Genomic DNA, 26,368 nt, shown 5'->3' on the forward strand with positions numbered 1-26,368 from the left:
ACGAATAAACGAAATTGTAAATGGATTGATCGCTGTAGTTTTCTGTGGTGTCAGCGGGGCCGCCCATGCGGTTCGAAAACCCGACACCACGGTCAAAACAGAAAAACACTACTTATACGACCAGATTAAGTGCTAATACGCCCAGCAAGCCAACGACCGACACGATGGTTTCCATCAGCGACCAGGTTCGGATGGTCTGCGTGATACTCAGGTTAAAATATTCCTTGAACAACCAGAATCCCCCGTCGTTGATGTGCGAAAACATCAGGCTTCCCGACCCGATTGCCAGCACCATCAATTCTGGTTTGATCGGCTGATTCTGGATCAACGGCCAGATAATACCCGACGTAGTTAGGCCCGCTACCGTTGCCGAACCCACACACACCCGAATGAAGGCAGCAATCCCCCAAGCCAGTACCAGCGGTGGAATGGCCACGTCAGCCAGCATGGTACCGATGTATTTGCTTGTGCCGCTATCGGTAAAAATCTGCTTCAACGCACCCGCCCCGGCAATAACCAGTAGGATCGGCGCAATGGCTTTAACGGCTTCTTCCAGATCTTTCGTTACAGCTTTCATGGTCTGGCCCCGACGGATACTCAGTGTATACACAGCCGTTAAAACGGATATTAGCATCCCGATATACGGTTCGGCCATCAACGTAACGATTGTTTTCAGGGGCGACGAGTCAGGGAAAACTGTTTTCAGCGGACCAAACGTGGTTAGCAGTAACACCGGTAATAACGCGACAAAAAAGCTGATGCCTGTACCGGGTAAATTCTCGTCGGGTACTTCGCGAATATCGAATAGATCTTTATCCGGCGTCACTTTCATGTTGACCAGCGTTTTCCCGAAGATCGGACCGGCGATTACAATGGCGGGGATGGCCACGATCAACCCGTACAGAAGCGTCTGCCCAATATTGGCGTTAAGTTGTCCAGCCACCGCCGAGGGCGACGGGTGCGGAGGCAGATAACCATGCGCTACTGAAAGAGCCGATAGCATGGGTACCGCGATGGACAGCAAGGGCAGCCGCGACGATGCAGCTATAGTAAAAATCAACGGAACGACGATGATAAAACCGGCATTATAGAAAAGCGGAATCCCGACGACAAAACCTGCCAGGGCCAGCCCCCACCGAATGTTTTTGATGCCGAACAGCTTGATGAGTACGTTGGTGATTCGTCGGGCGGCCCCGCTCTCGGCCACGATGCGGCCCAGCATGGCCCCGAATCCAATGATCAATACCAGATCACCCAGCGTACCGCCAATGCCGGTTTGAATGGATTTGCCGACTTCCTGCACGGACATGCCCGAAGCCAGGCCGATACCGAGCGAAACAAGAACAAAGGAAATAAAGGTATCTAAACGAACAAATGCAACTAAAAAGACAAGGGTAAGTATTCCAATCAGCGTTAAAAAGAGGGGCATGAGACGTTACGGCTTCGGGTTGGTGACGTGTTTCCGACTGCAAAGGAAACATATCATTGAAACGATAAAGCGTAATCGGCTAATTTTTCTACTTCATTGACCAGCGGATTCAGAACATCGAAGGGTACAACGTGCAGTCGGGTAGTCGAATCGTAGCCAAAAACGGGTAATGGCTGCTGAAACGTTTCGTTGGCCGGATACACCAGAAAGAGATCGCTGGCTTCGTATTTTTTGCCGTACGCAAAGAGCTGGTATAAGTCAGCATGATCGATTCCGTAGCTTCCCGAATGGTCGGTGCCCGTCACTTCTTTCCATTTCATGTCCAGCACAAACTTGCGGTCGCTGTGCTCAATAACAATATCGGGGCGTAACTTAAACTTGGGCATGCCAGCGTGTTCGTCAACCAAATGTGCCAGCGATTCTTGCACCGTCACCTTGTCGGCCTCGGGCCAGTACCGGCGGATACCGTGCGAGACGTAATCCTCGAAAACACGCTCCATTGGAAACAGAAGCGACAAATCGGCAGTCAGCCCCACTTTGACGCCATACGCCCGCCGACCCAGCAAGGCTTCCGCCCAGCGCAACGCCAGTTCATAGCGGGCAAACAGCCGATTCGACCGTTTTACCAGTTTCAAATCGTCCTGTACGGACCCACAAGCCGAAATTCCGTCCAACGCCCCATCCAGTTGCCGAATGCGTTGCTGAACCGGAGCGCTGTGGTTCCGCTGCTGCAAATAATGCAACGTCGTTTTCAGGATTCGATTGGGCGCTACATCGGCGGTTAGCACGTCATACACCACCGCTAGCCGTTCGGCATGTTGCGCGTTTTCGCGTTGCTGACGGGTGGATTGAAACCGTCCTTTCCAAAACCGCTCATTGCTTTCTACCGAAACGTAAGACCGCTGAAGACCCTGCTGCACCAGCGATTCCAATGCGTCCAGAAAAGCGGTGACAAACACCTCCCACAGCGGCAGGTGCGTAGCATTGGTATGCGCCGACGAGAGCGTACGAAACGGGCCGTGTTGCAGGTGTCGCAACATCGAAAGCAGCATCGAACGGCTGGTAGCACCTCGCCCGATTTTGGGTAAGATTTCTAGCTGGGTTCCGTCTGGCAAGGTCACCAACCCAACGTATTTCCGAACCCGAACGTATTCGCGACCCTTTTGTACGAAAAAAGTCAATAAGCCATCGACCCCTTCCGCATCGACGGCTAGTTGCCGGAGTGCTTCAAAAACGGCGTCCGTTACAGACACATCGGCCGATGGGCCGGGGCGAATGGCACGGTCGGTTTCCTTGCCGATTAGGCCATTTTCAGCAACGGAAAGGATCGAAGGCATAACTAGTGTTGATTGGGACAGGTAGTGACAGAGCGGGCGGGGTGGTGTCAGGTTTAAGAACCTGACACCACCCCGCCCGGACACTTTGTTTGTATGCAGTCTTAAATCGTTACGCTGGGTTGCGTTACGTAGCGCAGCAGTTCCTGCTTGGTCGCTTCTTCGGCAAACTTCCCGTTGTACGATGCCGTAACCGTCGATGAATTGACATCATGCACACCCCGTGTCGATACGCACAGGTGTTTGGCGTCGATGATCACGGCTACGTCTTCTGTTTCAAGTATTTTTTTCAACTCGTCGGCAATTTGTACCGTCAGCCGTTCCTGCACCTGAGGGCGTTTGCAGAAATACTCGACAATGCGGTTGAGCTTCGACAAACCGATTACTTTACCGCTGGAAATGTAAGCTACGTGCGCTTTACCGATGATCGGGACAAAATGGTGTTCGCAATAGGTCTGAACGGTAATATCTTTCTCGACCAGCATCTCGTTGTACCGAAACTTGTTGTCGAACAGCGTCGGAGCGGGTTTGTTGGCCGGATTCAGTCCCCGGAAAATTTCTTTCACGTACATCTTGGCCACGCGCCGTGGCGACCCCTTCAGGCTGTCGTCGGTCAGGTCAAGGCCCAGAATGTTCATGATCTCCCGAAAATGCTCTTCGATCAGATCGACTTTCAGCTCGTCATCCAGGTCAAACGCATCGGGACGCATGGGCGTATCGACGGACGAAGCACCGTGCGCGTCACCAATTTCATCGACGAGTTCGTCCTGATCTGCCATGGCGGAATAATTTTCGTGACGACTATATCCATTCGTGTGCACTCCCTCTTGCTGGTTGGCACTCGCGCCATTAAGCGGGGTACTCGACGAAGTTCCGTTCAGTTTCATACAGTCTGATTTTAAGATCTAAGCCCTCGCTTAGCTGATTGCGTAAAATGGTATAAATAACGATAGCAATGTTTTCGGCCGAAGGATTCAGGTCGGCAAACTCTTCGGTGTCGAGGTTGAGGTTTTTGTGATCGAAGCGCTCCGTAACGTGTTCTTTGATGAGATCACCCAGGTACTTCATGTCAATCACATAACCCGTCTCGGGGTCAATCGGGCCCGTAACTTGTATAATCAGCTCGTAATTGTGACCATGATAATTGGGGTTATTGCATTTACCGTAGACGCGGGTGTTTTTCTCATCCGACCAGTTTGGATTGTGCAGACGATGAGCCGCGTTGAAATGTTCCTTGCGAAACACCGCAACCCGTGGGGCATTGGCCCGTTGTGTATCCATAAAAAGAAAATCGAAACCAGGATTCGATCAACCTGTCGTTACAAAGTTTGTGTACAACACAGGCAGACGGCGGAGCGTGTAGCCAGTACACTCCTCAGTGTGCTATTCTGCTTCGTAACAGGGTGTTTTTTAAAATTGTTCGACCGTTTCAACGAAACATTCAACCTAAAAAGCCCCCTATTCGCCTTCATAACACCTGTCATCACGGTATTGTTCCGCTCGTCATTCTGCGGAACCGGGCTCGTATTGCTACCGTTGACGTACCATGAAACGCGTACAAACCGCCATGATCACACTCGCTCTTATACTTGCTATTGCCACGGGTTCCACTTTTCTTTTTTTACGACAGGACGTCTTCGGCAGCGACCCGGCCACGACTCGTCTGGAGCGCATCAAGCAATCGAAAAACTACCAAAACGGGGTCTTTGAAAACCTCGAACCGACGGCAGTCATGCGCGAGGACGGGTCTTACTGGCAAATGATGAACGATTATTTCCACAAAGACAAGTTCAATACCCCGCCCCAGCCGCTGCCTTCCGTTAAAACCGATTTAAAGTCACTTGCCGACGATAAACCGACCGTTGTTTGGTTTGGGCATTCTTCGTACCTCATCAAAGCAAACGGTACCACCGTACTGGTCGATCCGGTTTTTAGTGGCTACGCGTCGCCCGTGTCGTTTTTCGGAAAATCATTCGCCGGTTCGGATGTGTACCGGGTAGACGACATGCCCGATATTGATATGCTGGTCATTTCGCACGACCACTACGACCACCTCGACTACAAAACGATCACGGAACTGATCCCTAAGGTCAAGAAATTTTACACCGCGCTGGGTGTAGGGGCACACCTCGAACGGTGGGGCGTTCCAGCCGACCGCATTGTCGAATTCGACTGGTGGGAAGGCAAACAAGTAGCGAGTGACATTCAACTAACGGCGGTTCCGGCACGACACTTTTCGGGTCGTAGCCTTGCCCGGGGCAAAACACTCTGGTCGTCCTATGTGCTTAATCTGCATGGCTACACCTTGTTTCTGGGTGGAGATTCGGGCTACGGTACGCACTTCAAGGAAATTGGCGACAAGTACGGTCCGTTCGACCTGGCTATTCTCGAATGCGGTCAATACGGTAAAGACTGGCCCAACATCCACATGTTTCCCGAAGAGGTTGTTACGGCGGCCGAGGATTTACGCGCCAAAACGCTTTTACCGGTTCACTGGGCTAAGTTCTCGCTGGCTTATCACGCCTGGAACGAGCCGATTCAACGACTTGTAACGCGGGCATCCGAAAAAGCCCTGCCCATAACAACACCCCGAATTGGTGAGCCGGTAGTCGTCAACGCGAGCTATCCACGGTCGGTCTGGTGGAATTTTTAAACGAAATAAACTTCTTTAGCGGACAGGATTGGCCCAACGAACTGGATTTTTTGACGATCCATTCCGTTCATTGGGCCAATCCTGTCCTTATTTTAGCCGAATTCCTTATCTTTCCCGTTCTAAAAACTGCTTTTGCATGAATCTTACGCCTACCCGCCGTCAATTTATCAAAACCGCTGCGTTAACGGGCACAGCGGCCACGGTTTTTCCATCCATCTTAACCGGTGCAAAGCCTGCCGATACCAAAGTTCGATTAGGCTTTATTGGCGTCGGGCTTCGGGGACGTAGTCATGTGGAGCAGGCCCTGTACCGCGAAGACGTGGTCATTCCGGCCATTTGTGATGTTGACCCGAACAGCATTGCCCTGACCAACGAGATTTTTAAGAAGAAAGGCAAACCACTACCCGAAGCGTATTCGAAAGGCGACGAAGCGTTTTTGCAGATGCTCAAACGCGATGATCTCGACGGTGTTATCATCGCGACGCCCTGGGAATGGCACGTACCGATGGCGGTGGCGACGATGAAAGCCGGGAAATACGCGGGCGTAGAAGTATCGGCCACGGTGAAGCTAAAAGAGTCGTGGGATTTAGTCGATACGTCGGAGAAGACCGGGGTTCCGTGCATGATCCTGGAAAACGTCTGCTACCGGCGCGACGTACTGGCTATTCTAAACATGGTCCGGCAAGGGATGTTCGGCGAAATGACCTACGCGCACTGCGGCTACCAACACGACCTACGCGAGGTAAAATTCAACAATGGCAAACAAGCCTACGGCGGTGGGGTTGAGTTCGGGGCTAAAGGTTATTCGGAAGCACACTGGCGTACGCAACACTCGGTGGATCGCAACGGCGATATCTACCCAACGCACGGGCTGGGACCGGTAGCTCACTGGCTGAATATCAACCGGGGGAACCGCTTTACGCACCTGACCAGTACCGCTACCAAAAGCCGGGGTTTGCACAAATACGTCGTCGATAAAGGCGGGGCCAATCACCCCAACGCTAAAGTCAATTTTAAACTCGGTGACGTGGTTACCACGGTTGTCGAGTGCGCCAACGGTGAAAATATCGTTATTATTCACGATACTAACTCGCCCCGCCCCTATTCGCTGGGATTCCGGGCGCAGGGTACGCAGGGCATCTGGATGGACGACAATGACATGATTTACCTGGAAGGCGTCAGTCCAAAAGCTCACACCTGGGAGCCGTTTGCTGCCTATCAGGAAAAATACGACCACCCTCTCTGGAAACGGCACGCGCAAACCGCCGAGAATGCCGGACACGGTGGTATTGACTTTTTTGTGATGCGGGCGTTTATCGAATCCGTCAAAACCAAGACTCCTCCGCCGATTGACGTGTACGATGCAGCCGTCTGGAGCGCGATCAGCCCGCTGTCGGAGGAAAGCATCGCGGGCGGCAGTAAACCCGTTGAAATTCCTGATTTTACGCGGGGTAAGTGGAAGACGAACAAACCTATTTTCGGGCTTAACGACCAATTTTAGGTAGCTTCTGAGCGACGAAACGAATTTCTATTCTTAATTTGTAAAAAAATTTAAAATATACCAATCGCGCGCTCTTTCCATTTCTAAGCGACTCTTTCTCATGACACCAACTGCCACCCCTCCGCAGGTTCGTCCCAATTACACCATCCCGCTGATCATCATCGGCGCTTTGTTTTTTATTTTTGGCTTCGTCACCTGGGTCAACAGTGTGCTTATCGCTTTTTTTAAGCAGGCGTTCAACCTGAGTACGGTCGGCTCGAACCTAGTGGCCTTTGCGTTTTTTATTTCGTACACGCTTATGGCCATTCCGTCGTCGGCTCTGCTGAAAAAAACCGGCTTCAAGAACGGTATGTCATTAGGATTGCTGGTCATGGCGGTTGGTACGCTGATCTTTGTTCCGGCGGCCAAATCGGTTTCGTATCCGTTGTTTCTGGTTGGTCTTTTCCTGATCGGCATCGGCCTGACGGTACTGCAAACGGCTTCGAATCCCTACGCGACCATTCTTGGTCCCCGCGAAAGTGCGGCCCAGCGCATCAGCTTCCTGGGTATTGCCAATAAACTGGCCGGAATCATCAGCCAGATCATTTTCGGTGGGTTATTGTTAACCAGCGGCAATGCCGTTGCCGGTGCAGCTTCTCTGGAAAAAGTAGTTTCTCCTTACCTGATTTTAACGGGTGTTCTGGTCGTTCTAGCCGGGCTGATCCGCTTTTCGAGCCTACCCGAAGTATCGGAAGAGCAGGATGATTCACCCGCCGATGTTACATCGCATACAAGCGTAGGCCAGTTCCCCAACCTTGTCTTGGGCGTTATCGCCTTATTTTGCTACGTTGGCGCGGAGGTAATTGCCGGTGATACCATTATCAACTATGGTAAAGCCATTGGTTTTGACAACGATCAGGCGAAGTACTTCACGACCTACACCCTGTATGGTTTGCTGGCGGGCTATGTGCTAGGCATCGTGCTGATTCCACGGGTTATCTCTCAGCAGACATCCCTGCGATTCGGAGCCATCTACGGACTTGTCTTAACAACGGCAACGCTGGTAACCAGTGGCTTCACGTCGGTGCTCTGCGTAGCCTTGCTTGGTTTTGGGCTGGCTCCTATCTGGCCAGCTCTTTGGCCGCTGGCGCTCAACCGTTTAGGTCGGTTTACCAAAATTGGATCGGCCTTGCTGATTATGGGCATCTCAGGCGGTGCGTTGCTGCCACTGGTGCATGGCTACCTTACGGACGCTATCAGCCCGAAAATGGCGTATGCCATGCTATTGCCTTTGTTTGGTTTCATCCTGTACTACGCAACGGTAGGCTACAAGAAAACAAGCTGGTAATGCCTACGACTGATTCTACCCCTGTCGCGTCGACGCTGACGGCTTCAACGCCAGGTCGTATCTGCCTGTTTGGCGAACATCAGGATTACCTGGGTTTACCGGTGATTGCCGCTGCAATTTCCCGACGTATTCAGATTCAGGCGAAGCAGGTCGATAAGCCCGGTTTTCGACTGAATCTACCGGACATTAATGCGACCGTTGCTATTCCGTTTGATGGTACCGAACTGGCTTATCCCAATAGTCGGGATTACTTTCGGTCGGCGGTCAACATACTTTTGCGCGAAGGATTTCAATTCTCCAAGGGTATTGACGGTGAAGTGCATGGCAACATTCCCATCAACTCCGGCACCTCTAGTTCTTCGGCCCTGCTCGTAACCTGGCTGAACGTGCTGACGCAACTGGCTGACGAACCTCGTCAGCTACCGCAGGAGCGACTGGCGGAACTGGCTTACGTAGCCGAAGTACTTGAATTTGGCGAACCGGGTGGTATGATGGACCATTACTCAACCGCCGTTGGTGACGTTATCTACCTGGAATCGACACCCAAAATCGCCCTTCGTAAATTTCACCCGATGCTTGGCACGTTCGTATTGGGCGACTCGCAGGAGCCGAAAGATACAATTGGTATTCTGTCACGGGTCAAGTTTGGTATGCTCGATATCATCAAGAGGCTTAAAACGGTAAATCCCGCCTTTTCGCTGCACGAGGCTACACTTACCGAAGCGGCTGAGTTCAAGGATATATTGACCAAAGATGAATATATTTTGCTGAAAGGAAATCTGGAGAATCGGGACATTCTTCGCGAAGCCCTAACCGTTTTGGATGCCTCCGCTACATCGGCAAGTATCGATCACATCCGGTTCGGGCAGCTCTTAACCCAGCACCAGACTAATTTGCGCGATGCCCAGCGGATCAGCACTCCAAAGATCGACCGTATGCTCGACGCAGCACTCGCAGCGGGTGCATTAGGCGGCAAAATCAACGGATCAGGTGGAGGAGGCTGCATGTTTGCGTACGCCCCTGAACATCCCGAAAAGGTTGCCGAAGCAATTGAGCGCGAGGGCGGCAAAGCGTACGTCATAACCGTAGCCGAAGGAACAACGACCTTTTCCAATAAGCCTTAAAGCTATTTTAGGTTTTTATACAAGAAATGTGCTTTTGTCATCCCGACGCCAGGAGGGATCTTCGGGAACAGGTGTTTAGTCCTTTTTCGAAGATCCCTCCTGGCGTCGGGATGACAAAAAATGTTTGTTTTCAGCGCCAAAAACGAGTAAGGCCCTATTCGGTGAATAGGGCCTTACTCGTTTTTGCGGTCTATTTCACACTAGCCGCTCGTTGCGCTGGAAACCACGAGGTTAAAAACGTAACGAGGATGACCAACACACTTACCAGCACAAGGTCGCTGGTATCAAGCCGAACAGGATAGGCGTCGATTATCGAACTGACAGTCCCCATTCCGATAAATCCGTATCGTTCCTGCGCAAGACAGATGACAATGCCGAGTACCAGACCGGTAAAAGCCCCCGTCAGCGCAATAATCGCTCCTTCAGTCATGAAAATTCGGCGTACCAGCCCCGTCGTGGCCCCCATCGCGTAAAGAATTCGGATATCTTCTTTCTTTTCGATAACCAGCATCGACAGCGTAAAAAAGATGTTGATGGATGCCACCAGAATGATAAATGAGAGTGTGATCGCAACAAGAAGCTTTTCGATCCGAATCGTCCGGTATAGATCAACGTTCAGGTCGTCGCGACTTTGGACCAGCAACTTTTCGCCTACAATCGTCTGCAATGCCTGTTTAGCCGCATTTTCATCCGTACCGGGCTTTAACTGAATCTCAAGGCTAGTCACTTCGTTGGGCCCGTACCCTAACAACGACCGCGCCACATTGACCGGAATCAGTACGAAGTTGTCGTACTTCGATTCAATAAAAAACACGCCTGAAACCGTCAAAGCTTCCCGGTTGAATGCATCCGGATTGAGCACACTAAACGATTGACCACTTTGCGGGTACAGGATTTCCAGCGGTGTCAGAATATCAACCGCCGAAATACTCAGGTCATTGCGAACCCCGTCGGCCACGATCGCGTAGTTGACGCCCTGATCGCGGAGCCGCAACCGTCCTTCGAGTAAGGCCGAATCGAGCTGTTTTCGTTGTAGATAGGTATCATCAACGCCTTTAAGCCGGACAACGGTTTGCCCGTTAGCGTAGCGGGCCAGAGCGTTATCCTGCGCTACAGTAGTCAGAAGGCTAACGCCTGTCGTCTGACGCAACCGATTCAAGAGTTCCGGCGATGCCACGAACCGTTTCCCTTCCCTGGGCGAGACGGTCATGTCGGCTTCAAACGTTTTAAAAATCTGGCGGTTCAGCTCATCCATCCCGTTGAAGACGGAAAGGACAACAACCAGTGCCATCGTTCCGACGCCTACACCAAGCATTGACAGAATAGACAGCCAGCTGATAAAGCTGCGTTTCTTGCGGGAAAAAAAATAGCGTCGGGCGATCCAGGCGGGGAGGTTCATATACAACGGGTGAATGAGTGGGTAAGTGAATGAGTGAATAGCGCTGATCGATTATTCGCTCATTCACTCACGCCCAATTCGCTTACTCTTCGTCTTCATCCTCCTCTGGTGCGGGCGGAATGTCGAGACCAGCGAATAGTTTGTCCATCTTGTCGGCGTATTCAGCCGTATCGTCCATGAAGAAACTGAGATCAGGAACAATGCGCAACTGATGGCGAACCCGTTCGCCGAGATGCTGACGAATAATTTTACCTTTTTCCTGAATGCTTTCCAGCAGCATTTGCTTATTCTTCGTAGCCAGGAAGCTCAGGTACACGCGCGCTACGCTCAAATCCGGCGATATGCGCACACTGGTGACCGTAATAAAGGCCCCATTGAACAAATGCGGCACCTCACGCTGAAAAATTTCACTTAAATCTTTCTGCAACTGCCTGGATACTTTCTGTTGTCGTTTTGATTCCATACTATCTTACCTGGGTATCTAGTTGAACGGGCAACTGATCGAATAGTTTTCCGTTTGCATATAAGCCCACTACCTGTTTATTCGCGAACAATCCGGCAACTCAACTGGACTCCCGGACCGCAAATATCCGTACCTTTTTCGGTTCTGCCGAAATTGACCGTAAATTCGCAGGGTGAGTTCGCGCCTGAGTGGGTCAATTCAGGCTCTTTGTCGCTTGAATTCATGCGCCTGCTCACCACCAACATACTGAATTACCGACTGTTTTGTTACGTTTTTTTCGCTCTTACTTTCCGTATCAATACGTAAGCCTGCTCGGTTTACTGTTACTGATTCGTCTGCCGCTGTTACTGCACCCGTTTCCTTTGTTGATACCAGAGCTAAACTGGCTGTTGGTGGGCGAACAGATTGGTGAAGGGAATCTGCTCTACCGCGACATCTGGGATAGTATCAGCCCCCTGTCGGCAGTGGTTTACTGGGGTTTGCACACGCTGTTTGGCCGGTCCACTCTGGCACTCCACGTGGCGGCTACGGTGGTTTCGGTATTCCAGATTGTGTATTTCAACTACCTGACCAACAACCGCGATGTGTATCCCGACCGCTCGTTCTGGCCGGGCCTGATCTACATGCTGTTTCTGCACCTGTCCTTCGATTGCCTGACGCTTTCGCCCGTGCTGATGTCCACCAGCTTTCTGTTGCTTGCTTTCGGCACGCTTATTAAACAAATGGAACGCCGGGGCGCTACCGACGAGGTTTTTGAAGTCGGTTTTTACATTGGCATTGCGGCTTTATTTTATCTCCCATCGGCGCTGTTTATAATTTGGGCCTCCCTGTCACTTCTTTTCTACACGGGAGCAAGTTTTCGGCAGCACTCGCTGGCGTTGTTTGGCTTTCTGTTCCCAATTGCGGCTACCGTGCTGTTTTATTATCTCAACAACAGCCTGGACGATTTTAACCGCAACCTGCTGGCGTCTGTATTCCGGGTTCGGCAATATTCGCTGTCCGACTTTCAGTCCCTGTTTGCTTCGTTGTTTATTCCACTGGGTCTGGGTATACTGGGTTTTCTTAGCTTATTCAGTAGCACAAGCCGCTACGTCAACTTTCAGCAGCGCGTTCAGCAGATCATGATGGTCTGGTTCGTTACGGCGTTTCTGACGATTGCGCTCATGCCGTTCCTGGCTCCCATGTCTTTCCTGAGTTTTGTGCCGCCGATGGCTTATTTTGCCATTTATTACTTTGAAAATATTCGCAAACAATGGCTCGCTGAATTGGGTTTCTCGGTGGCTTTTGGTCTGATTCTCCTCTTGTTTTACCAAGGTCTTCTCGGAATTATTCCGGGCGTCGAATTAGGCCGATTGAGTAGTTTACAGGTACGCCCTTCGCCCCTTCCGGATAACATTCGGAATCAGCATATTTTAATCATCGGCGAAGATTTAAGCGCGTATCGGGAAAACCGCCCGGCGACACCTTACCTCAACTGGGATCTGGCTAAGTATGATCTGAAAAATCTGGATAACTACGAATCGGTTATCAACGTATTCGATCATTTTCGAAAAGACCCACCCGACTACATCATTGATCGGGAAAACGTGATCGATAAATTGTTTCAACGCGCCCCGGCCCTGGCTAGCCGCTACGAAAAAACGGCAACAGCGGGCGTATACAAGCGAAAATAGATAAAAATTTGTAGCTTGTTGTTCTTTCTGACAGAGCTATAGCCTGCGAACGAAAACCGTAAATTTTTTAGTGACATGCCTTCCCACTCGTTCACCAATAAACGCACGAATCTTTACATCTTCCTAAGCGCTGTTTTCCTGACCAACGCCCTGATTGCGGAAATAATCGGCGTCAAAATCTTTTCGGTTGAGACGTTACTGGGTACCCGGCCCGCACAAATTCATCTGTTTGACAATTTCGTACTGGACTTTAATCTTACCGCCGGGGCTATCATCTGGCCGTTTGTCTTTATCACCTCCGATATTATTAACGAGTATTTCGGTAAGGCGGGTGTCCGGCGAATTTCGTTTCTGACGGCAGGTTTTGTGGGATACAGCTTTCTGATTATCTACGCGGTTACGAACCTTCCTCCGGCGCAATTCTGGCTTGACGTGAACGCGAAAGACGGAGCCGGAAACCCTATCAACATTGACAACGCTTTTCAGATGATTTTTCGCCAGGGACTAGGCATTATCATTGGTTCGTTGACTGCTTTTCTGGTTGGTCAGATTCTGGATGTGTACGTATTCCATTCGTTGCGCAAAATCACAGGAAGCCAGAAAATCTGGCTTCGGGCTACCGGTTCTACGCTTGTTTCACAGCTCGTTGACTCGTTCGTTGTGCTGGGTATAGCGTTCTATGTTTTCGGCAACTGGTCGCTGACGCAGGTACTAGCAGTAGGCATCATCAATTACATCTACAAAGCAACATCAGCCATCGTACTGACGCCTTTGTTGTACGTAGCGCATTACTTCATCGACCGTTACCTCGGAAAAGAACATGCCGAAGAACTAGCGAATGAATCGGCCATGAGTTCGTTTATGTAAGGCTACGGCGCCAGTTATCGAGCAACACTGCCGTGGCAATACCCACGTTCAATGATTCGGCTTCGCCGTAGCGCGGGATGGTTACCCGCTTGGTAACGTACTGCCCGATCTCAGGACTGATCCCATTCGACTCATTGCCCATAACCAGATAGCCCGACTTACTGAAAGCGAGTGCATGCACATCGTCGCCACCCAGAAATGCACCGTACACGATCTGCCCCTTAGCCGACTGTTTCAAAAACTGCTCAATATCACCGTACCACCAGTTCACCCGCGTGAAGGAACCCTTACTGGCCGAAATCACTTTCGGATTGTACACGTCAGCGGTCGTTTCGGAGCAAATGATTTTACGGATGCCGTACCAATCGGCAATGCGGATGATGGTGCCCAGATTGCCCGGATCGCGGATATCATCCAGAATCAGCGCGATTTCGTCGGGTCCAGCCAATAGCGGACGGTTTTCTTTCGTTCTGACGACAGCCAGAGCCGCGTTGTTGCTTTCAAGGGTCCCCGTTCGCTCCAGATCAGCCACTGACGCAATTTCGACCGGCGTTCGTTGGCGGTCTGTCAGTCGAGTGTTTTCTTTGTAGAATGCTTCGGTCGCCACCAGCAGGTCGACCTGAAAATCAGATTGCAGCACTTCCTGCACGCTCTTGGCTCCTTCGACCAGAAAAGCGCCATGCTGCTGACGGTATTTTTTCTGATGTAGCGACTGAATGTATTTGATTTGATTTTTGGAAAGCATGAAAAAAATAGATGGTGTGCGCTGTATGATGTATGATTGGCTGGCGGGCCGTACATTATGCATCCTACATCATAAGTCCGTCGTTATCGTATGTATGCTGACAGTCGCACTGTCAGGCTGTTTAAGTTCTAAAAAGTTACAGGGCGATCAATACCTGCTCACCGCGCAGACGGTCAAAGGAAACCGCACGGTCACGCGCGAACAACTCGAGAGCCTTATTCCCCAGCGCCCCAACCGCCGTACGCTTGGCTTACCCATCACACCGCCCCTTTGGTTTTATCAGCTGGGTCTGCACTCCTACAACCGCGAAGCGGTGTTGCGCGAGCTACAGGCCAAAACTAATGAATTTGAACAGCAAAGCCAGCAATTGGCCAACCAGCCCAAAGCGCTGAAGAAACTAAACCGGCGCTTCAGCCGGCAAGCCAAGAAACTTCGCCTGAAGGCCGAAGAAGGAAACTGGCTGATGCGTAATCTGGGTGAACCGCCTTCGTACTTCGCAGAACGCGATGCGCAGACGAACGCGGCTAAAATGCAAAAGTATCTGTCGGATAAAGGATTTTTCCACGCCCGAACCGCCTATAAACTGGATACACTGCGCCGGCGGCAGATTCGCGTTAACTATCTGATCACCGAAAATGCGGGCTTTTACCTGCGAACGGTGCGATATGAAATTGACGACCCACGCGTCGATTCGCTGGTGCGCAGCTCACTCAATGTGTCAAAATTAAAATCGGGCGATCGGTTTGATCTCGACAATATTTCGGGCGAAAAAGTGCGCATTGAGTCGCTCCTGCGCGATCAGGGCTATTATACATTTTCGCGTCAGTACATTCCCGTAACCGATCTGGATACGACCCGACGCAGCACTGAGCGACTGCCCACAGTGGACACCCTACGCCGAAACATTGACGTTTACCTACGAATCCTGAACCCGCCCGGCCAGTCAGCTCATCCCATTTATCGAATTGGCGACGTAGAAGTGCGGATCAGCCCCGACGAGCAGCAGTCACCCGTTGTGTCAACTGAACTGGACACGGTTAAGCGGAATGGTATTACCTACTTATTGGGTGGTCGCAATATCTCTTCCCGGATATTAGACAGTAAGATACGGATTCGCCCCGGCGAACTCTACAGCCAGACAAATTACCGCGAAACGCAACGGTCGTTGTTTCTGCTGAACCAATTCAAATTTGTCAACCTGAATTTCATCGATACCACCAATCGACGCTTGCGGGCGCTCGTCACTGCTACTCCGTTAGACAAATACGAAGCTACTGCGGAGAGCGGGGTAACGGTTCTGTACCAAGGTCAAGGTTATCCCGGTGGGTTTGGCAACCTGACGTTCCGGGTCCGTAATTTGTTTGGTGGCCTCGAAACGTTTGAAACCAGCATTCGCTACGGTTTCGAAGCACAAACCGGCTTCTTGCCCAAAGCCATTAGTGAACGGCAAGTGTATTCCTCTCAGGAACTGGGCATAAGCAGTTCATTAATTTTTCCTCAAATCATCTTTCCAAGTCGTTTACGGTTTTTATTCAATACTTATAATCCTAGAACCCAGCTAAGTATAAGTTACAATAATTCCTTTCGGCCCGATTTCCGTCGATCCTTATTGCGGGCATCGATGGCTTACAACTGGCAAATTTCGCCAACCAAGCAATTCAATTTTCTAATTGCTGACATCAATCTAATCAACGCTGGCGCTGGTACCGATTCGCTCGTTAGTAGTAGCTTTTATGAGCAAGTCGATTCATTATTCAGGTTAGGCAGTACAATTTATTTGGGTTTCAGACGGTCATTTGCCTCTAGTGTGAGCCTTGCCTACACCTATAACACCAATACTGTCGGCCAAAATCGGCGGGCTAATTTCCTGCGTACCGTTGTTGAGTCGGGAGGAACGACCTTAAATTTCTTTTCTGAACAGCAACTGCGTCAGTTTTTCAGCCTGAGAGATGAGAACGGTCAACAGGCTGGTTTACAGTACTATAAATATTTACGACTTAATGTCGATTACCGACATTACTATCCCATCCGTTCACGTACCACGCTGGCTTTCCGGGTTAATACTGGACTTGTATACGGGTATGGTCCTACCAATGGGGTTCCTTACGAGAAACTGTTTTTTGCGGGTGGTAGTAACAGTGTACGGGCCTGGCTACCACGCCGGTTAGGACCGGGAGCCGCTTTTCCCTTCTCCAGTAATCCAAACTTCCCAGACGTTACACAATCAGGCCAGTTCGTTTATCTTTTCGAACAACCGGGCAATATTTTGCTGGAAGGATCAGCCGAGTTACGAGGGAGGCTGTTTCATCTCTTTGCAGATGTCAACGGAGCCATTTTTGTTGACGCAGGCAATGTCTGGACATTAAACAACAGCCGACCGGGGTCCGTGTTCCGGCTAAACACGTTCGTACCGCAAATTGCCGTTGGAACCGGCGTTGGACTACGATTCGACTTTTCTTTCTTTGTCGTCCGCTTTGACGGTGGGATCAAAGTTTGGGACCCGGCCAGACAATACCTGAACGATATCAAGGACGGCGGTCGTGACGAACGATTCATCTTACCCAAGTTCTCGTTAAAACAGTTGTCGAGCGGCCCAAATCCGCTGGTCATCAATTTTGGTATTGGCTATCCGTTCTGATTACCGACCATACCAGTTTAAGAGAATTTAACGGGTAAATCCTGCCAAAATGACAGCATCTTTGCGGCATTCTTTGTAATTTTGTAACTCAGTTGATGAGATCGGAAGCACGCAATGTGATGCTCCATCATCTTGATTTCCATCAATATACTGACTTACTGACACTTATGACGCTTATTCCCGAACTAACAATATTACAACCTGCTGATAAGGAAGCCATTGATCTGCCCCGCACGCTGAAAGATGAGCTGGCAGTCGGTAAAAAACGCCTGTACATCGAAAGCTATGGTTGCCAGATGAATTTTGCGGACAGTGAGATTGTAGCCGCCGTCATGCGCAATGCCGGTTTTGCCACCACCTCTTCCGCCGAAGATGCTGATCTGATTTTTCTAAATACCTGCGCTATCCGGGAGAATGCCGAGCAGAAGGTTCGGAATCGCCTGAAGCACCTTACGGGCTTGAAACGCCAGAAACCAGAGTTGCTCGTCGGCATGCTCGGTTGTATGGCCGAACGGCTGAAAACTAAACTTCTGGAAGAAGAAAAGGTCGTCGACATCGTCGCTGGTCCTGACGCGTATCGGGATATTCCGAAACTGGTTGAGGAAGCGGAATCGGGTCAAAAAGCAGTTAACGTGTTTTTGTCGCGCGAAGAAACCTACGCCGACATTTCGCCGATTCGCCTGAATTCAAATGGCGTAACGGCATTCGTTTCGATCATGCGGGGCTGCGACAACATGTGTAGCTTCTGCGTCGTGCCGTTCACGCGGGGTCGCGAGCGGAGCCGGGATGCCCACAGTGTCGTTCGGGAAGCGCAGGATTTATTTGATCAGGGCTACCGGGAAGTGACGCTACTCGGTCAGAACGTCGATTCCTATAAATGGCAGGGTGAATCCGAGCCGGTTGTCACGTTTGCCAATTTGCTTGAAATGGTGGCGCTTATCCATCCCGATTTGCGCGTCCGTTTTTCGACTTCCCACCCCAAGGATATCACCGACGATGTGTTGTACACGATGGCGAAGTACGATAACATCTGCAAGTACATTCATTTGCCCGCGCAAAGCGGCAACAGCCGGGTGCTGAAGATCATGAACCGGACCTACGACCGTCCTTGGTACATCGGAAAGATCGACCGCATTCGGGAGATTTTGGGCGAAGATTGTGGTATTTCGACCGATATGATCTCGGGTTTCTGCACCGAAGACGAGGCTGAACACCAGGAATCACTGTCGTTGATGGACTACGTTCGGTACGACTACGCGTACATGTTCGCTTATTCGGAACGGCCCGGTACGCTGGCTGCGAAGAAATACACCGACGACATTCCGGAAGACGTCAAAAAGCGTCGGCTAAATGAGATCATTGCCAAGCAGCTGGAACACTCTACCATCCGCAACCAGCGGCACATCGGTCAGGTGCAGCGCGTGCTGATCGAAGGAACGTCCAAGCGCTCGGACGATTTCCTGTGTGGCCGCAATGACCAGAATAAAATGGTTGTTTTCCCGAAAGGAAACCTGGCCAAAGGACAGTACGTCGACGTGCTGGTTACCGAATGCACCTCGGCTACCCTGCTGGGAGAAGTAGTTAGTCGTTAATTGTCGTTCCTGTGATTCGTTGCCGTTTGGCAAATAGGCCCAACAAATGACCGTTGCAGACGAATAATAACGACAAATGCCCTACGCATGAACAATCAAGAAATTCAAAGCGTTAAACAACGCTTCGGTATAATCGGTAATGCGCCCGCCCTCAACTACGCCATCAATGTAGCGATGCAGGTTGCAGCCACCGACCTGACCGTACTGATTACGGGCGAGAGCGGTAGTGGTAAAGAATCGTTTTCTAAAATCATTCACAGCCTAAGCGCCCGCAAGCACGGTCAATTCATTGCCATTAACTGCGGAGCTATTCCAGAAGGTACGATTGACTCGGAGCTGTTTGGTCACGAAAAAGGGTCCTTTACCGGTGCTGTCGATTCCCGGAAAGGTTACTTTGAGACAACCAACGGGGGGACTATCTTTCTCGACGAAATTGGCGAAATGCCGCTCGGCACCCAGGCTCGTTTGCTTCGGGTGCTGGAAAATGGCGAGTTCATCCGCGTAGGTTCCTCCAAAACGCAGAAAACCGACGTGCGCGTCGTGGCGGCAACCAACGTTAACTTGATGGACGCCGTTGACAAAGGGAATTTTCGCGAGGATTTATATTACCGACTGAATACCGTACCGATCTTCGTCCCTCCCCTGCGCGAACGCGGTACTGACATTGAGTTACTGTTCCGGAAGTTCACAACCGATTTTGCGGAGCGCTATCGCATCAGACCCCTTCAGCTAACAGAGGGAGCCAAGCAACTGCTGATGAGCTTTCCTTTTCCGGGCAATATCCGGCAGCTAAAGAACATTGCGGAACAGGTATCGATCCTCGAATCGGAGCAAAACAAACCGATTGAAGCCGAAACGTTGAACAAATACCTGCCTCAGCAGCAGCCAAGTAACCGCACGCTGGCCTTGTTTCCGCAAGCGCAAGGCACGTCTGGATCAGACAATTTTTCCGAGCGCGAGTTGCTCTATAAGGTCTTGTTCGATATGCGCCGGGACGTGAACGATCTCAAAAAACTGGTTCGCGATGTGCTGGGTAATGAACAGGATGGCCGGCAAATTCTAAATAACCACAAAGATCTGTTCGATTCGATTCAGTCCGACGCAGACCATCCACCAGCCGAAACAAGCGTAACGCGTTTCTTACCGGCGGTCAACGGTTCGACCCGGCCTGACAGTCCACCGCCCTCGGAAACGTATAATACGCATCCGCCGGTGCAGCTCTTCGATGACGTAGACCGGGACATTAACGACGTGACGGTTGAGGATGTCACGCACGAAACCGAAGAAGACGATTCGCTTTCGCTCGAACGGCAGGAAAAAGAAATGATTCTAAAAGCCTTACGGCGGAACAACAATAAACGCAAATACGCAGCGCAGGCACTGGGTATTTCCGAACGAACGTTATACCGCAAAATCAAGCAGTATGAAATTGATGAAGAATAAACGTCAGCCAGCAGCGACCAGTCAGCGGCCAGCAGTAAGCCTAGGCAGGCTATCCGGCAGACATTGGCTCGGGTTACTGCTGGTTGTCGGCTGTTCACTGTTCACGACCAGCTGTGGTGTGTACTCGTTTACAGGTACGACGCTGTCGCCGGACATCAAGACAGTGACCGTCAACAATTTTGTGTTAGCCACCGCCGGTGGCCCGGCCAATTTGCCGCTGACCTTTAACGAACGACTGAAAGAATATTACCAGCGGTACACGAATCTTAAGGTAGTTCCCAACAATGGCGACATGGTGCTGGAAGGAAACATAACCGGCTATGATCTGCTGGCAGTTGCCCCAACAGCGCAGGACCAGGCGGGCGTCAACCGGCTTCAAATCACCGTGCTGGCCCGGTTCTACAACAACAAAGACGAAAGCAAAAACTTTGAGCAGTCGTTTTCGTTCTACCAGGATTTTCCGCAGAATCAGACGCTTAGCCAAAACGAAAGCCGTTTAATACCAAAGATTCTGGATCAGATCGTTCTGGATATTTTTAATAAGACAGCTGCCGACTGGTAAGCGTCGGGTATGAATGATGAGCGTCGACCGGTAAAATTTATCGAGGTTTATCATTCGTAACTTACCATCCGTACTTACTTTTGACCAACCGTAACACACGAATTAATATGCTGCCAATCGACAAAGAAACGTTTTCCTACTGGGTCACGCATCCGGATGACCTGTCTTCGACCGACTTCGTCCAGTTGCAGGAAAGCCTGCAAACCTACCCGTACTGCCAGGCGTTACACACGCTGACGGCAAAAGCGGCTTCCATTCACCTCAAAGGTCAGACAGTTCCTTTCACCCGGCAGGCAGCCGCTCACGCCTTGAGCCGTAATGCGCTGCGCAAATTGATCGACAATGAGTTTCAGTGGTCGGAGAATCTGCTGACCAAATTAAACGAACTCTCGACCAAGCACGTCCCTATTCCAGAGGATTACCAGCAGGAAAGCTATGCTTTGTTCAAATCAAAAGCAGGTCTTAGTGGCGGATTTCCCAAGATGCCTTTGATCCGTCTGCCCGAACCAGCGCAGTCCGAAAACGAAACAATTCCAACCCCTGAAGACCCAACACTTACCGAGACGGCCCTGCAAAAGGACCTTGCTCAGATTGCCGAACCAGTAGCGGTCGAGCCGGCCCCCGCCCCGGTTGATCTCGAACGCAAACGCCAGTTTGATCTGATCGAAGACTTTATTAAGAAAGAGCCACGCATTTCGCCCGTACGCGCCAAAATCAACGAACCCGTTGACCAGGAAGACTTAACGAAGCGGAGCAAACCTACGGGTGGCGGTCTGGTTACGGAAAGTTTCGCTAAAATCTTGGCAAAACAAGGTAAACTTGACAAGGCACGCGAAATCTATGAACAGTTAATAGTGAAAAATCCAGAGAAAAAAGCGTACTTTGCGGCAAAAATCAGTGAACTATCGAGTGCAGCCAGCGAATCAAGCGACTCATAAATCCACTCTTATTCATTGAAATAACTCTTTACTGATAAACGCACCGGCCTTCCGGTGATAACTAAACATTCATGATAACGGCAACTATTGTCATCATTTGTATCCTCACCGTCCTGTTGATTTTGATTGTACTCATTCAGAACTCAAAAGGTGGTGGCTTAGCCGGTGAATTTGGCGGACTAGGTTCTAATCAGCTTATGGGCGTCAAGAAAACGACTGACCTGCTGGAGCAAATCACCTGGGGCCTTGGCATCGGCGTAATGGTCTTATCCCTGGCTTCCTACATTATGGTTGATCGGAACCAGGCCGGTGGAATCAACAGCGTTAACGTAGATCGCGCTCAAACCCAAACGCTTCCTGGCTCCGCAGCGCCTACGCCAAGTCCGGCAGCGGGTGCAGCACCAAGCCAGGCGGTACCGGGTGCCGCTACACCAGGCGCGTCAACGTCTGCACTGACGCCACAGAAATAAAACAAAAAGACTTTGTTAAAACGGCTCTGGTAGCATGTCTACCAGAGCCGTTTTTATTTGGCAGCAAACGAGTCGGTGTTACTAGGCTACCGCTTGCGCCAGCAACTGACGGGCAATGGGCAAAAGCGTTTCCTGAACCGGATACGTCCGCTGACTTTCCAGGATGAATGTTGCCGGATTAGGCAGATGCCGATGCCGCCGGATTAGATCAAGTTTGATATTTTCAACGGTGTTGACAAAACTTCGGCGAATCGCTTCTACAAATTGAAAACGAACCAGACGGCCACCTGGCTCCTGTTCAGAATAAAGCGTCAGGCAGAAATAGTAAATCTGCGTCTCGGCCTGATTAGTGGCTTGCAGAAATAAGTAGCCTTCTTCGGGTCGTAGTGGCAGCAAACCAACCGGCGACAGCGTCAACGAACCCGCAATGTCGGCCCACTGCTGCTGCCCTTCTGTCAGCATCGTCTGAAAGCGGGGCAGCGCAAAATTCATGATCGTGTCGATCTCGTTCATGAACTCATCGTCCGTTACCTCAGATTTGTATTCAATTCGGGGCGGTGGTCCGGTAACTCGCTCTGCACGCTTGGGAAACGCGGCATTTAACGTACCTTTGCCCCGCGAAAAGCGCACGCCAGCCTCGTAGTGATTTCGTAGATCCGGCAAATCGGGGCAAAGTTTGTTTTCTGTAAAGTTCTGTCGGACGGCCTGTAAGTATGCCATCAAGACATATTTCTGGTACTCGGCATCAAGCCAATTTTGCGTAAACCAATCGGACTGTAATTTTTTCATAGACTCAATCCTGCACTTTAGTCAACATATTGGTACCTCAACATACCGAAGAAAGCTTGAATAACCAAATAGTGTTTGCTAAAAAAGATTGATGCACGAATGAATCGACCAGAAGTTAGCGAATGGCAGTATGTCAGGCTAAAGTCTGAAAATTTGACAGTTTATCGGCTTGGCACAGAAATTGGCACTTACAAAACAGCGTGTAATGCATTGCACAAACAGTTAATAACCTTAATCAACTCATTGTCATGGTAGCAGAAACGGAAAGCGTTAAAGTGAACGTGAAACCGCTGGCTGACCGGGTGCTGGTAGAAGCAGCTCCGGCCGAAGAAAAAACCTCGTTCGGCATCATTATCCCCGATACGGCAAAGGAAAAACCACAGCGCGGTACGGTTGTAGCCGTTGGTGCGGGTAAGAAAGATGAACCCCTTACGGTTCAGGTGGGCGACACGGTGTTGTACGGCAAATATGCTGGTACCGAAATCACCGTTGATGGCAAAGAATACCTCATCATGCGCGAATCGGACATTTTCGCAATTCTTTAATTCTAAGCGTTTCGATAATTCTTTAACGGGATTATCAAGGCAACGTTTTTTGTAATCCAAACTGATTCTAAAGCACAATGGCTAAGAAAATTTTCTTCGATACCGAAGCCCGCGAGCGTATCAAAAAGGGTGTTGACACCCTGGCCGACGCGGTAAAAGTTACCCTCGGACCTAAAGGCCGGAACGTAATTCTGGATAAGAAATTCGGCTCGCCTGCAATCACCAAAGATGGTGTAACGGTAGCTAAAGAAATTGAACTGAAGGACGCCATGGAAAACATGGGTGCTCAGTTGGTAAAAGAAGTGGCTTCGAAAACGGCTGATTCAGCGGGTGACGGTACCACAACGGCAACGGTTCTTGCTCAGGCGATCTACTCGATCGGCGCGAAGAACGTAGCTGCTGGTGCAAACCCAATGGATCTGAAGCGTGGCATCGACAAAGCCGTTACGGCCGTAACAGCGAACCTGGCGCAACAGGCACAGACAGTTGGTGACGACTTCGGCAAAATTGCTCAGGTTGCTACCATCTCGGCTAACCACGACGAGGAAATCGGTACGATGATCGCCGAAGCCATGAAGAAAGTGGGTAAAGAAGGTGTGATCACGGTTGAAGAAGCACGCGGTACTGAAACGGAAGTAAAAACCGTAGAAGGTATGCAGTTTGACCGGGGTTACCTGTCTCCATACTTCGTGACGAACACCGAGAAAATGGAAGTTGAACTGGATCGTCCGTTCATCCTGATTTCGGAGAAGAAAGTATCGTCGATGAAAGAGTTGCTGCCTGTTCTGGAGCAAGTAGCTCAAACCGGTCGTCCGCTGCTGATCATTGCAGAAGACGTTGACGGTGAAGCACTGGCTACGCTGGTAGTAAACAAAATCCGGGGTGCGCTGAAAGTTGCCGCCGTGAAGGCTCCGGGCTTTGGTGACCGTCGTAAGGCTATGCTGGAAGACATCGCTATCCTAACGGGTGGTCAGGTGATCAGCGAAGAGCGCGGTTTCAAACTCGAAAACGCGTCGATCGATTACTTAGGTCAAGCCGAAAAAATCCTGATCGACAAAGACAACACAACTGTTGTTAATGGCGTAGGTCAGAAAGAAGATATCACCGGTCGCGTTAACCAAATCAAAGCGCAGATCGAAAACACGACATCGGACTACGACCGCGAGAAATTGCAGGAGCGTCTGGCCAAACTGTCGGGTGGTGTGGCTATCCTCTACATCGGTGCTGCTACCGAAGTAGAAATGAAAGAAAAGAAAGACCGCGTTGACGATGCACTGCACGCAACCCGCGCTGCCGTCGAAGAAGGTATCGTAACGGGTGGTGGTATTGCACTGATCCGTGCTATCTCGGCTCTTGACAGCGTACAAGGAAGCAACGAAGACGAGAAAACCGGTGTTAATATCATCCGTGTAGCACTCGAATCTCCATTGCGTACTATCGTTGCTAACGCTGGTGGCGAAGGTTCGGTTATCGTGAACAAAGTGAAAGACGGTCAGGACGGTTTTGGCTACAACGCTAAAAACGATACCTTCGAAGACCTGTTTGCAGCTGGTATTATCGACCCGAAAAAAGTAACCCGTCTGGCCCTGGAAAACGCTGCGTCAATCGCAGGTCTGTTGCTGACGACCGAGTGTGTAATCGCTGACGAACCAGAAGAAGCTCCAGCTGGTGGTGGTGCTCCAGGTATGCACGGCGGTGGCATGGGCGGTATGATGTAATATCAACCGATATGAGTAGGCCAAACGGCCTGTTCATTCATAAGAAAGGCTCCCGATCGTCTGATTGGGAGCCTTTCTTTTTTATCTATTAATCCGTGTTTCTCTGTAAAGTCGCTTATTTGTGGGTACGTTCAACGAGGCTTATTGGCAAGATACCCTCACTTTATACAAACAAAAAAGCCAAGCGAGACACTCTCTTGGCTTTCTGATTTACTCAACGTTATGAAAAACTTTTCTTTTCGACACAATTATAAAACAAAAATAGAAAATAATCATTCTATTTCGTAAAATAATTTTTCAGAAAATTTTTAAACAATTAAAAATCAACTATTTATTAAAAATAGTTCTACAGAATTTTAAGTATATATACCTGTGTCTCAACGAAAAACCCCTTAGTTATTTCGTTGTTTTTTGATGGTCTAGGTAAACAATAGCCCATCACGAATGGTGACCGTCCGATCCGCTAACGCAGCTAAGGTTTCGTTATGGGTGACGATGATGAAGGTCTGTCCAAGCTCATCGCGGAGCCGAAAAAACAATTGATGCAGTTCTTCCGCGTTTCGCGAATCCAGGTTACCGCTGGGTTCATCGGCAAAAACGATAGCCGGTTTATTGATCAACGCGCGGGCAACCGCAGTGCGTTGCTGCTCCCCACCCGACATTTGCGACGGCAAGTGATTCAGTCGATGTTGCAGCCCTAAGGTTGTCAGCAACGACTCAGCCCGCTCCCGGACTTCCCGCTCGTCTTTCTCCGAAATAAAGCCCGGGAGGCACACATTTTCGAGGGCTGTAAATTCAGGCAGCAAATTGTTGAATTGAAAGACGAAGCCAATGCGCTCGTTACGGAACTGCGCCAGCTGTCGATCCCCCAGGGCAAACACGTTCTGTCCCGCAATGTGCAACTCCCCGCCATCAGGTCGGTCGAGTGTACCCAGAATCTGAAGTAACGTTGTTTTACCCGCGCCGGACGCACCAACGATGGAGACCACCTCGCCCGCTTCGATGGTTAAGTTTATGCCTTTTAGAACAGGAAGATTACCGTAGTTTCGGCGTATATCAGTAGTTTGAAGAAGCGACACGCGGTTTGTGATTTGTGGTTTATGGCCAATGGCTTATGATCGTTCGATTCGCTGATGGATAAGGCCGCTCGAACGCTAA

General features: G+C 50.3%; 24 protein-coding genes. 14 read left to right on the forward strand and 10 right to left on the reverse strand.

Annotated elements, in window-relative coordinates; translation table 11 throughout:
* Nucleotides 1-112 precede the first annotated feature (112 nt).
* The 4 genes from LQ777_RS13155 to LQ777_RS13170 form a co-directional block, all read right to left on the reverse strand.
* On the reverse strand, nt 113-1,429 hold the full coding sequence (locus LQ777_RS13155) for a GntT/GntP/DsdX family permease (protein ID WP_232558383.1): 1,317 nt from the start codon (nt 1,427-1,429) through the stop codon (nt 113-115).
* 53 nt (nt 1,430-1,482) lie between these two features.
* A complete protein-coding gene (locus tag LQ777_RS13160) occupies nt 1,483-2,766 on the reverse strand; it encodes an McrC family protein (RefSeq protein WP_232558384.1) in 1,284 nt (427 codons plus the stop codon).
* Nucleotides 2,767-2,867: 101 nt separating this feature from the next.
* Entirely contained in the window at nt 2,868-3,650 is a 783-nt protein-coding gene (gene folE / locus LQ777_RS13165; RefSeq protein ID WP_232558385.1) for a GTP cyclohydrolase I FolE, read from the reverse strand.
* A complete protein-coding gene (locus LQ777_RS13170; RefSeq protein ID WP_232558386.1) occupies nt 3,613-4,044 on the reverse strand; it encodes a 6-pyruvoyl trahydropterin synthase family protein in 432 nt (143 codons plus the stop codon). The genes folE and LQ777_RS13170 overlap by 38 nt, the downstream gene beginning before the upstream one ends.
* Nucleotides 4,045-4,309: 265 nt before the next feature.
* Here LQ777_RS13170 and LQ777_RS13175 point away from each other — a divergent pair, with 265 nt between their 5' ends.
* The 4 genes from LQ777_RS13175 to LQ777_RS13190 all read left to right on the forward strand — a co-directional run bounded on the left by LQ777_RS13175 (nt 4,310) and on the right by LQ777_RS13190 (nt 9,368).
* Nucleotides 4,310-5,416, forward strand: a complete 1,107-nt coding sequence (locus LQ777_RS13175) for an MBL fold metallo-hydrolase (RefSeq protein ID WP_232558387.1) — start codon at nt 4,310-4,312, stop codon at nt 5,414-5,416.
* 136 nt (nt 5,417-5,552) lie between these two features.
* On the forward strand, nt 5,553-6,917 hold the full coding sequence (locus LQ777_RS13180) for a Gfo/Idh/MocA family protein (protein WP_232558388.1): 1,365 nt from the start codon (nt 5,553-5,555) through the stop codon (nt 6,915-6,917).
* Between the two features lie 100 nt (nt 6,918-7,017).
* Complete coding sequence (locus LQ777_RS13185) at nt 7,018-8,244, forward strand: sugar MFS transporter (protein WP_232558389.1); 1,227 nt, start codon at nt 7,018-7,020, stop codon at nt 8,242-8,244.
* A complete protein-coding gene (locus LQ777_RS13190; RefSeq protein ID WP_232558390.1) occupies nt 8,244-9,368 on the forward strand; it encodes a GHMP family kinase ATP-binding protein in 1,125 nt (374 codons plus the stop codon). Before LQ777_RS13185 ends, LQ777_RS13190 begins: the two co-directional genes overlap by 1 nt.
* 190 nt (nt 9,369-9,558) lie before the next feature.
* On the opposite strand, the gene LQ777_RS13195 is transcribed toward LQ777_RS13190, so the two are convergent.
* The 3 genes from LQ777_RS13195 to LQ777_RS13205 all read right to left on the reverse strand — a co-directional run bounded on the left by LQ777_RS13195 (nt 9,559) and on the right by LQ777_RS13205 (nt 11,454).
* A complete protein-coding gene (locus LQ777_RS13195; protein ID WP_232558391.1) occupies nt 9,559-10,767 on the reverse strand; it encodes an ABC transporter permease in 1,209 nt (402 codons plus the stop codon).
* Between the two features lie 82 nt (nt 10,768-10,849).
* Nucleotides 10,850-11,230 (reverse strand): 30S ribosome-binding factor RbfA, encoded by a 381-nt coding sequence (gene rbfA / locus LQ777_RS13200; RefSeq protein ID WP_232558392.1) that lies wholly within the window; start codon nt 11,228-11,230, stop codon nt 10,850-10,852.
* A gap of 77 nt (nt 11,231-11,307) precedes the next feature.
* The gene (locus tag LQ777_RS13205) at nt 11,308-11,454 is read right to left on the reverse strand and encodes a hypothetical protein (RefSeq protein ID WP_232558393.1); all 147 of its coding nucleotides are present in this window, start codon (nt 11,452-11,454) and stop codon (nt 11,308-11,310) included.
* 39 nt (nt 11,455-11,493) lie between these two features.
* Here LQ777_RS13205 and LQ777_RS13210 point away from each other — a divergent pair, with 39 nt between their 5' ends.
* On the forward strand, nt 11,494-12,903 hold the full coding sequence (locus tag LQ777_RS13210) for a hypothetical protein (protein WP_232558394.1): 1,410 nt from the start codon (nt 11,494-11,496) through the stop codon (nt 12,901-12,903).
* A gap of 75 nt (nt 12,904-12,978) precedes the next feature.
* On the forward strand, nt 12,979-13,770 hold the full coding sequence (locus tag LQ777_RS13215; protein ID WP_232558395.1) for a queuosine precursor transporter: 792 nt from the start codon (nt 12,979-12,981) through the stop codon (nt 13,768-13,770).
* Here the strand turns inward: LQ777_RS13215 and LQ777_RS13220 are convergent.
* The gene (locus tag LQ777_RS13220; RefSeq protein WP_232558396.1) at nt 13,763-14,515 is read right to left on the reverse strand and encodes a TrmH family RNA methyltransferase; all 753 of its coding nucleotides are present in this window, start codon (nt 14,513-14,515) and stop codon (nt 13,763-13,765) included. The two genes, LQ777_RS13215 and LQ777_RS13220, sit on opposite strands and share 8 nt — an antisense overlap.
* Here LQ777_RS13220 and tamL point away from each other — a divergent pair.
* The 6 genes from tamL to secG all read left to right on the forward strand — a co-directional run bounded on the left by tamL (nt 14,514) and on the right by secG (nt 22,158).
* Nucleotides 14,514-17,153: a translocation and assembly module lipoprotein TamL gene (gene tamL / locus LQ777_RS13225; protein ID WP_232558397.1), complete on the forward strand. Its 2,640-nt coding sequence runs from the start codon at nt 14,514-14,516 to the stop codon at nt 17,151-17,153. The two genes, LQ777_RS13220 and tamL, sit on opposite strands and share 2 nt — an antisense overlap.
* Before the next feature lie 167 nt (nt 17,154-17,320).
* Nucleotides 17,321-18,745 (forward strand): tRNA (N6-isopentenyl adenosine(37)-C2)-methylthiotransferase MiaB, encoded by a 1,425-nt coding sequence (gene miaB, locus LQ777_RS13230; RefSeq protein WP_232562850.1) that lies wholly within the window; start codon nt 17,321-17,323, stop codon nt 18,743-18,745.
* Between the two features lie 87 nt (nt 18,746-18,832).
* Entirely contained in the window at nt 18,833-20,188 is a 1,356-nt protein-coding gene (locus tag LQ777_RS13235; RefSeq protein ID WP_232558398.1) for a sigma-54 interaction domain-containing protein, read from the forward strand.
* On the forward strand, nt 20,178-20,750 hold the full coding sequence (lptE, locus tag LQ777_RS13240) for an LPS assembly lipoprotein LptE (RefSeq protein WP_232558399.1): 573 nt from the start codon (nt 20,178-20,180) through the stop codon (nt 20,748-20,750). The genes LQ777_RS13235 and lptE overlap by 11 nt, the downstream gene beginning before the upstream one ends.
* 107 nt (nt 20,751-20,857) lie before the next feature.
* A complete protein-coding gene (locus LQ777_RS13245; RefSeq protein WP_232558400.1) occupies nt 20,858-21,688 on the forward strand; it encodes a hypothetical protein in 831 nt (276 codons plus the stop codon).
* A 71-nt stretch (nt 21,689-21,759) separates the two neighbouring features.
* Nucleotides 21,760-22,158 carry a preprotein translocase subunit SecG gene (secG, locus tag LQ777_RS13250; protein ID WP_232558401.1) on the forward strand — a complete coding sequence of 133 codons (399 nt, stop codon included), beginning with the start codon at nt 21,760-21,762 and terminating at the stop codon, nt 22,156-22,158.
* An 81-nt stretch (nt 22,159-22,239) separates the two neighbouring features.
* Here secG and LQ777_RS13255 read toward each other — a convergent pair whose 3' ends face one another.
* Nucleotides 22,240-22,947 (reverse strand): hypothetical protein, encoded by a 708-nt coding sequence (locus tag LQ777_RS13255; protein ID WP_232558402.1) that lies wholly within the window; start codon nt 22,945-22,947, stop codon nt 22,240-22,242.
* 248 nt (nt 22,948-23,195) lie between these two features.
* On the opposite strand from LQ777_RS13255, the gene LQ777_RS13260 reads away from it, so the two are divergent.
* Nucleotides 23,196-23,492 carry a co-chaperone GroES gene (locus LQ777_RS13260; RefSeq protein ID WP_012925587.1) on the forward strand — a complete coding sequence of 99 codons (297 nt, stop codon included), beginning with the start codon at nt 23,196-23,198 and terminating at the stop codon, nt 23,490-23,492.
* Between the two features lie 77 nt (nt 23,493-23,569).
* Nucleotides 23,570-25,210: a chaperonin GroEL gene (gene groL, locus LQ777_RS13265; RefSeq protein ID WP_232558403.1), complete on the forward strand. Its 1,641-nt coding sequence runs from the start codon at nt 23,570-23,572 to the stop codon at nt 25,208-25,210.
* A gap of 419 nt (nt 25,211-25,629) precedes the next feature.
* Here the strand turns inward: groL and LQ777_RS13270 are convergent, their stop codons facing one another.
* Nucleotides 25,630-26,289 (reverse strand): ABC transporter ATP-binding protein, encoded by a 660-nt coding sequence (locus LQ777_RS13270; RefSeq protein WP_232558404.1) that lies wholly within the window; start codon nt 26,287-26,289, stop codon nt 25,630-25,632.
* Nucleotides 26,290-26,368: the final 79 nt, after the last annotated feature.

The organism is Spirosoma oryzicola (assembly GCF_021233055.1).
GTDB classification, from domain to species: domain Bacteria; phylum Bacteroidota; class Bacteroidia; order Cytophagales; family Spirosomataceae; genus Spirosoma; species Spirosoma oryzicola.